Annotated in this window: 5 protein-coding genes; 4 read left to right on the forward strand and 1 reads right to left on the reverse strand. The window is 26.0% G+C overall.

The window, feature by feature from the left end:
- Positions 1 to 626: 626 nt before the first annotated feature.
- From AABL85_RS17120 to AABL85_RS17135, 4 genes are all read left to right on the forward strand, one after another.
- Positions 627 to 1,007: a hypothetical protein gene (locus tag AABL85_RS17120; RefSeq protein WP_341310987.1), complete on the forward strand. Its 381-nt coding sequence runs from the start codon at positions 627 to 629 to the stop codon at positions 1,005 to 1,007.
- The gene (locus tag AABL85_RS17125) at positions 997 to 2,292 is read left to right on the forward strand and encodes a hypothetical protein (protein WP_341310988.1); all 1,296 of its coding nucleotides are present in this window, start codon (positions 997 to 999) and stop codon (positions 2,290 to 2,292) included. The genes AABL85_RS17120 and AABL85_RS17125 overlap by 11 nt, the downstream gene beginning before the upstream one ends.
- A 146-nt stretch (positions 2,293 to 2,438) precedes the next feature.
- Positions 2,439 to 3,638 (forward strand): putative phage abortive infection protein, encoded by a 1,200-nt coding sequence (locus AABL85_RS17130; protein ID WP_341310989.1) that lies wholly within the window; start codon positions 2,439 to 2,441, stop codon positions 3,636 to 3,638.
- Positions 3,639 to 3,640: 2 nt separating this feature from the next.
- Positions 3,641 to 5,977 (forward strand): DUF262 domain-containing protein, encoded by a 2,337-nt coding sequence (locus AABL85_RS17135; protein ID WP_341310990.1) that lies wholly within the window; start codon positions 3,641 to 3,643, stop codon positions 5,975 to 5,977.
- Between the two features lie 419 nt (positions 5,978 to 6,396).
- On the opposite strand, the gene AABL85_RS17140 is transcribed toward AABL85_RS17135, so the two are convergent.
- Positions 6,397 to 6,811: hypothetical protein (locus AABL85_RS17140; RefSeq protein WP_341310991.1), on the reverse strand; the 415-nt coding region annotated here is incomplete at its 5' end.

Genomic DNA, 6,811 nt, shown 5'->3' on the forward strand with positions numbered 1-6,811 from the left:
GCAAGTTATGTTTTGAGGCACTCGAAATTACATTCGTGCCATCAAAACGACTTGCTCTTGCAGAGGGCTAGAAAACTACTCCGAAGTCGTTGTTTTTGTTTAAATAGTAGATAGACTCAAAATATTGAGGGGTTTACTGATTTCTGTAATAAAGATTAGTAAAATTATTTTAAGTTTGACTAAATAACTTTACTGTCTATATTTATAAAGAAGATTTCTATTTGAATAATTTATCTAAATGTAACAATATTAGTTATTTAATTCACAATAAACTAACTACATTGTCAATGTCTTTTGAGAAATACAAATATAGGTATGTTATGGTTTCGTGAAACCAAGCTATTTTTGTTTTGTAAAAAGACAATGTTAGGCTAAAGCATTTAGAAATCCGTAAAAGATCATATCAATTATAAATGGGAGTGTATAATGAGGTACTTTATAAAAGTTGTATTTAACAGACTAATACTATTCTAACATAGATAAATATATATTAAAAAGACTGTTTACTCATAATTCTGTTGGCTCCACTTCTTTTTATAAGATAAAAAGAAATAAAAGTCTACTTTTGAGTAATTAAGACGACTATATATTTCCTTTAAATATGTAGCAAAATTATAAAATAAGAAATGAAAATTTTAAATATTGAACAATTCCAACACATTGCAGATTGTCCATTAGGTAATAAAACAGGAGAAATCGAGCTTTTTCGAATCGTTCTTCGAAATTCAATGTCAGAATCTTTTATACCTCACGCAATAAAGATGCCGAAGCTTAAAGGAGAATGTAAAGCTTGGGGGCTATCTTTATATAAATCAGAAAAAAGAGCAATACAAGCGTTAAAAAACTTATCTAAAAAAAAGGCTGGTGATGGTATTGCTGTTGCAAATATATCTGATTCGCATGGTATAAAATATCAAACAGGAGATGATCTAACTCATTTCACTTTCTATCCATTTGAGAATTTCGTATTCCTAACAGAGTTTAAAATTATAGATCATGAAGAATAGTTTTGATTTGAATAAATTTCAAAAAATAGGAGATATTATATATATAGATGAACCTATTCTAAGTCATTTACAATTTAATAATATTGACTATTTTCTTTACCTAGTTGAAACGACTAATAATTCTGATATATATCTTCTTTTTGAAGTGGAAAATGGTAATATTGTTAGATATCTTACAGAAAGGAAATCTTTAAGAAAATTAATACAAGATAACCCTAGAAATATGCTCTTATTAGAACAGAATTTTATGGGAGAAATAATAGACGTAAACACTATCCTTGCATGTGAAGTCGAAGAAGATTATTTACCTCAAGAAGATTCTCTTTTTAGTTTAGAGCCAATTGAAGGGTCTTATTATCACAATTTAATATCAGAATATGAAAGTAAATATTACTTAGAAACTCTTAGAGAAAAGGCTTTTTATTTAAAATTTTCTACAATAAATAAAAAGTATGCTGATACTATAGGTCTTAAAGACATAACTAATATTTTCTTAAATCGATTAAATAAGTCTTATACTAGTTTTATAAAGATTAGTTTCAAAAGAAAATTTAATACTCAGTTTTCTGATAAAATAATGCATGAATTAGATTTCAGAATAGTTGATTTAAATTTTGGTAGTTTTGAATTAGGACTTGCGATTGATGAAGTAATGAAAAACAATATTGAAGATTTATTAGTAAAACAATGGGCTAAAGAGATCGGATATGACTATTTGGACATTGTTTTATCTGAAGATATTTCTAATGACCATATGGAGAGTATTTTAAATGAATACAGTGAAGACGAGAGATTACAGATTTTCAAACCAATAATTGATATTACAAAGAATGAAAATTTTTACTTTAAGATCAAAAAAAATCAAAACGGAAAGTATAATTCAATAGGAGTAAGTAAAAAAACTGTGGCTTCTAAAATTTTATCAAGGACAAAAGTAAAAGCTTTAATAGAAAGTAAGCAAAATCTGGAATTAGTTCAAATTACAGCAATCATTGATAAAAAAGGTAACACTAATACTATTAAAATACAAGATTCCTTATTTAATAAAGCTGAAAAGATTGATCACCTCTTGAAGTTTAATGATTTTAAAAAATATAATTACTTAGATATGCCCAATAATGTAGAAATAAAAGTAACAATGGAGCAGATTAATGAAAATAGTTTTATACTTAAAGCTGACTATGATAATAATCCATTTGAAGTTAATGTATTTGATAGAAAGATAGAAATAGGGATGAGAAATATGATTAAGAAAATATATGAATACTATAAGAATCACAACTAAGAAGTATTCGTACTTCAAACAAATGGATTACCTTAAATATAAAAAGTAAAAATCTATTAATATAAATATAGATTAATCTCAAATTCACCAACATCATATTATACAATTTGAATAAATAGATGTACTTACTAATTATGTAAATAAAAATGCAAAATAAAAATAAAGGTGTTTTAACCGAAAAAACAGCGGTTATTTTACTCTATGTTGGTTTTTCAATAATGTTACTGTTTTTTTTTCTTTTCTTATTGAAGAGCTCTACCCATCTTCATTATGGTAACTCTATAAATGAAGAAATAATTGGACAATTCGGAGATTTTTCTGGAGGTGTCGTAGGTACGATTTTTTCATTAATAGGTGTTATATTATTTTATATTTCTTTAAAAGAACAAAGGAATGATTTTAAAATAAATAAAGAAGCGCTCGAAAATCAATTAGAAGCCTTTGAACAACAAATTAAAGAATTTGAATTGCAAAGAGAAGAGTTAAAGGAAACTAGGAAAATTTTTGAACAACAAACTAAAACGATGAATAATCAACAGTTTGAATCTAATTTTTATTCTTTATTGAATGTTTTTCTAGATAATAAAAATAAATTAATTGACAAAAATTTGTTTACTGATGTAATAAACAGTATTAGTACTGAACTTGATTTTACTAATAATGAATCTACTGTAGAATCGGTTTTTAATAATTACTACATAGCTTATTTAGAGAAACAAGGTGAATTAGCAATGTATTTTATGTCTTTATATAGGTTATTTAAAATCATCGAAGAATGTGTACATCTTTCAGATTCGGAAAAAACATATTACCACAAAATATTAAGAGCCTTAATAAGTAAAAGTGAATTATTAGTACTTTATTATAATTACCATTCTGATTTTGGAAGAAAACCATTACCCATAGTGATTAAGTATAATTATTTTAAACACTTAGAAATTTTATCTAAATTAGAGTTTTCAAAAAGATTTAATTTTACACGTGATGAAATAACATACTTCAATAAAATATTAGTTCCTGTTCAAGAGCTAATATTTAGAAATATTATTAAAGCTCAAGATATGTCTCAAGAATATATTAGAGAGGAAATTGAACTATTTGCAGAAGTTTTCTTAGGAATATATATCGATGAGGAAGTAGAAATAAAATTAGTTGTTAAAAATAATACTACAGCTATAAATAATATTGAAATTAGTAGATTCAAAGACATTATTGTTTCAATATTAATTGATGTAATATATACTTCAAATTTTAAAAAATTCTTACAAGAAAATATAATTGAATCTACAAGAACACAACAGGATAAGATTGAATATGAGTTTAAATTTTTAAATATAGAAGACTAAATATGAGTAATACTTATAATAGTAATAATGATAAGTTTTTGGAAATTTTTAAAAAATGTTTAAAAATTGAAGCAAAAACAATATCGATTAAAACATTGTTGAGCGAAAGAAATTTAAAAAGAATAGATTACTCACCTTATTATCAGCGTAATTACGTCTGGGATAAAACTAAACAAAGTTTTTTTATTGAAAGCGTTATTTTGGGAACAGAAATTCCGCCATTGATTTTTTATAAATCTGGATTAAAAGTTGAGGTAATTGATGGTAGACAACGTTTTGAAACATTAAAGAAGTTTAAAGAAAATGATATAAAACTTAGTAGTAAAGGATTAATGAGTTTAGAGTTTTTAGCTGATAATTCTTTTAATAATTTAGATGAAAAATTTAGAGAAATCTTTTGGTCTTCTAATATTAGAGTTTTTGAATTTGAAGTTGTTAATTATCCTGATTTGCCTAATGAAATTGAAGATAAAATAAAAAAAGAAATATTTAGACGCTATAATACAGGTATTACGCCTTTAACGTCAAGTGAAGTTGATAATGCGAAATATATTGATGACAAATTAACTCAAGCATTTAATTCTCATATTTTGGCAGAAGAAGGGTTTGGCAGAAGAATTTATCAAATATTTATAGCTTCAGAAACAGTTGATATTCTACCTAAAGAGGTACTGAGTAATTTTTTTAGAAAATTCTACATTTTAAATAAATTTCCAATAACAAAATATGCAGGCGGTGCAAGTAGAAATGAAATTTTAGATTTATTATATGATTTTGCTACCCAGTATATTGAAGATGAAAATATCAGTGTAGAGTTAGAAAAATTCAATAAGCAAATAGAATTAGTATTTGAAATTTATACTTATTTTATCACTAAAGATGATAGGTTAAAAAGTAAACTAATCTTTGAATGTATACTATGGGCTGTTCGTATACTTGAGATTGAAGAAATTCCTGTAATAATTGATGATGTCTTTAAGAATAGGTTGTTTTTACATTATCAAAATAATATTAAAAAATATGAATTAGTAGAATATCATTACTATGGAAAAATTTTACAACGTTTTAACGATACTGCCGATATATTTAAAGAATTAACTGGTTTTGATTTCTCTAGCTTTATTAGAAACAGTACTTTTAATCAAGAAGTAAAAGATAATCTTGATTATTTTGCGGGAAAAAATAATAAAATAGAAGAATTTGATAATTTAAGACATAATAAGCCTGCACCAATTTCGACACCAATTGAAGAGATTATAACTGATGTGAAGTCTAATAAGTACCAAATAAGACCCGCTTATCAAAGACAAGAAAAAATTAATGAATTAAAAGCATCTTCAATAATAGAAAGTATTTTATTAGGTATAAATCTACCTCCTATTTTCATTTTCAAACGGAAAGATGGTGTGAAAGAAGTTATTGACGGACAACAAAGATTATTGTCTATAATTGGCTTCTTGGGAGAAGAATATAAGAATGAGTATAATACATCGGTTCTAACAAATAAGAATAATTTTAAACTTAGAGGTCTAAAAATTTTAAGCGAACTTAATGGTGAAAATTATAGCAAATTAAGTGAGGACTATAAAGATAAAATATTAGACTTCACAATTGATGTAATAATTATAGAAGAAATATTAAATAAAGCTTTTGAGCCTACTGATTTATTTATCAGACTTAACAATAAACCTTACCCTATAAAGGAAAATTCTTTTGAAATGTGGAATTCGACTGTAAATACAGAAGTTGTAAAAACGATCAAAGATTGCACAAATAAAGAAATAGGGTGGTTCTATATAAAGGAAACTGAAGTAAATCCAGATATAAGAAATGACAGAATGGAAAACGAAGAATTTATCACTTCCTTGTCATATCTTACATATCATTGCTTAGACAAGAAACTAGGTTTTGATAAAGTTATTGGTTTTTTCCTTAGGATAGACGGCATCACTTGTAGATTAAAATACAAAACTGGGTTGACTGATTTTTTAATAAGATTGGAAAATGAGGCTATTGAAAAAAGTTCTTTTATTAAAAGTATTGAAACTACACAAAATATAATCCAAGGATTAAAATCTACGTTTTTAACAGATAATCATAAAGAAGACTTAAATAAAATTTTAAATGTATTAAATAAGGAGCGATTTAGAAGATCATTGCAAGACTTCTATATTATGTGGATAATTTTATTAAGTTATGAAAATCCTGAGAAAATAGAAGAAGGTAGAATTAAATATGTAATTAGATTTTTAGAAAAATTCCGAAATAAAAATCAAGGAATTCTAAGTGAAAAATATGTAGAAGATTTTGAAAAGGAATTAAAATCATTGTATAATTAACTATATTTGAAACTGAATCAAACGATTCCAATCATAGCATAAAACTTTCCGAATAAGGTGCTCACAACAATTAAAAAAAGTGAGTATCCCTATTTATAAAGCATACGGCATAAAAGAGGCTAACCCTCTTTCTCCACAACATAATACCTTATCAAGGAGTAAAAATATCCAAAAGCCTGCAAAATTAATCTATTTGCAGGCTAATCATTTGATTTAAGATTCAAGATGTTTAAAAGAACTCAAAATATTGATGTCTAATTTGAGTCACTATATAGCCTACACTTCGGTACAGGATAAGTGACAAATTCGGAAATGAAAAGAAAGTAAATTTTCAGTTTAACAGCGGTGATTAAAAAAGAATATAAAAAACCGACTTGAAGTCGGTTTTTTTATTGACATTATTAGGTCGTTTTGTTGAATTATTCTCTAGGTTTAGTAAGGAATTGTTGAATTTTTAAATCAACCTCTCTTTGGTCAATTGGATGATAGGCATGAAAGCTTTTCGTTCCAGGAGCATCACATTTCCAAACCATATATTTCATGTTTTTGGGATCATAATTATATAATTCATTTGACTTACGATAGCCAATCGCTACATTTAAAAATTCTTCAGCCTCCAATTTACTACATTCTAATGGAGAAACTACTTCTCCCTTGTTAGCAATAATACCTATACCATTTTCTCCATGCTTTTTATTCCATGTATAACTTCTTGCATCTCTATTATTATGAAACCATTCAATATATTTCTTCACATCAAATAAACAATCTACGCTGTAACTGAATATTCCACTGAAAGTGAACAGCCTATTCCGGTGTGAAAGTGAACAGTCT

This window comes from Myroides odoratimimus (assembly GCF_038039805.1).
In the GTDB taxonomy this organism is placed as follows: Bacteria; Bacteroidota; Bacteroidia; order Flavobacteriales; family Flavobacteriaceae; genus Flavobacterium; species Flavobacterium odoratimimum_B.

What these genes read in the sequence shown, in the direction of transcription:
- AABL85_RS17135 (WP_341310990.1), top strand. Translation starts at nt 3,641, where the DNA reads ATGAGTAATACTTATAATAGTAATAATGATAAGTTTTTGGAAATTTTT.
- AABL85_RS17120 (WP_341310987.1), top strand. Translation starts at nt 627, where the DNA reads ATGAAAATTTTAAATATTGAACAATTCCAACACATTGCAGATTGTCCA.
- AABL85_RS17130 (WP_341310989.1), top strand. Translation starts at nt 2,439, where the DNA reads ATGCAAAATAAAAATAAAGGTGTTTTAACCGAAAAAACAGCGGTTATT.
- AABL85_RS17125 (WP_341310988.1), top strand. Translation starts at nt 997, where the DNA reads ATGAAGAATAGTTTTGATTTGAATAAATTTCAAAAAATAGGAGATATT.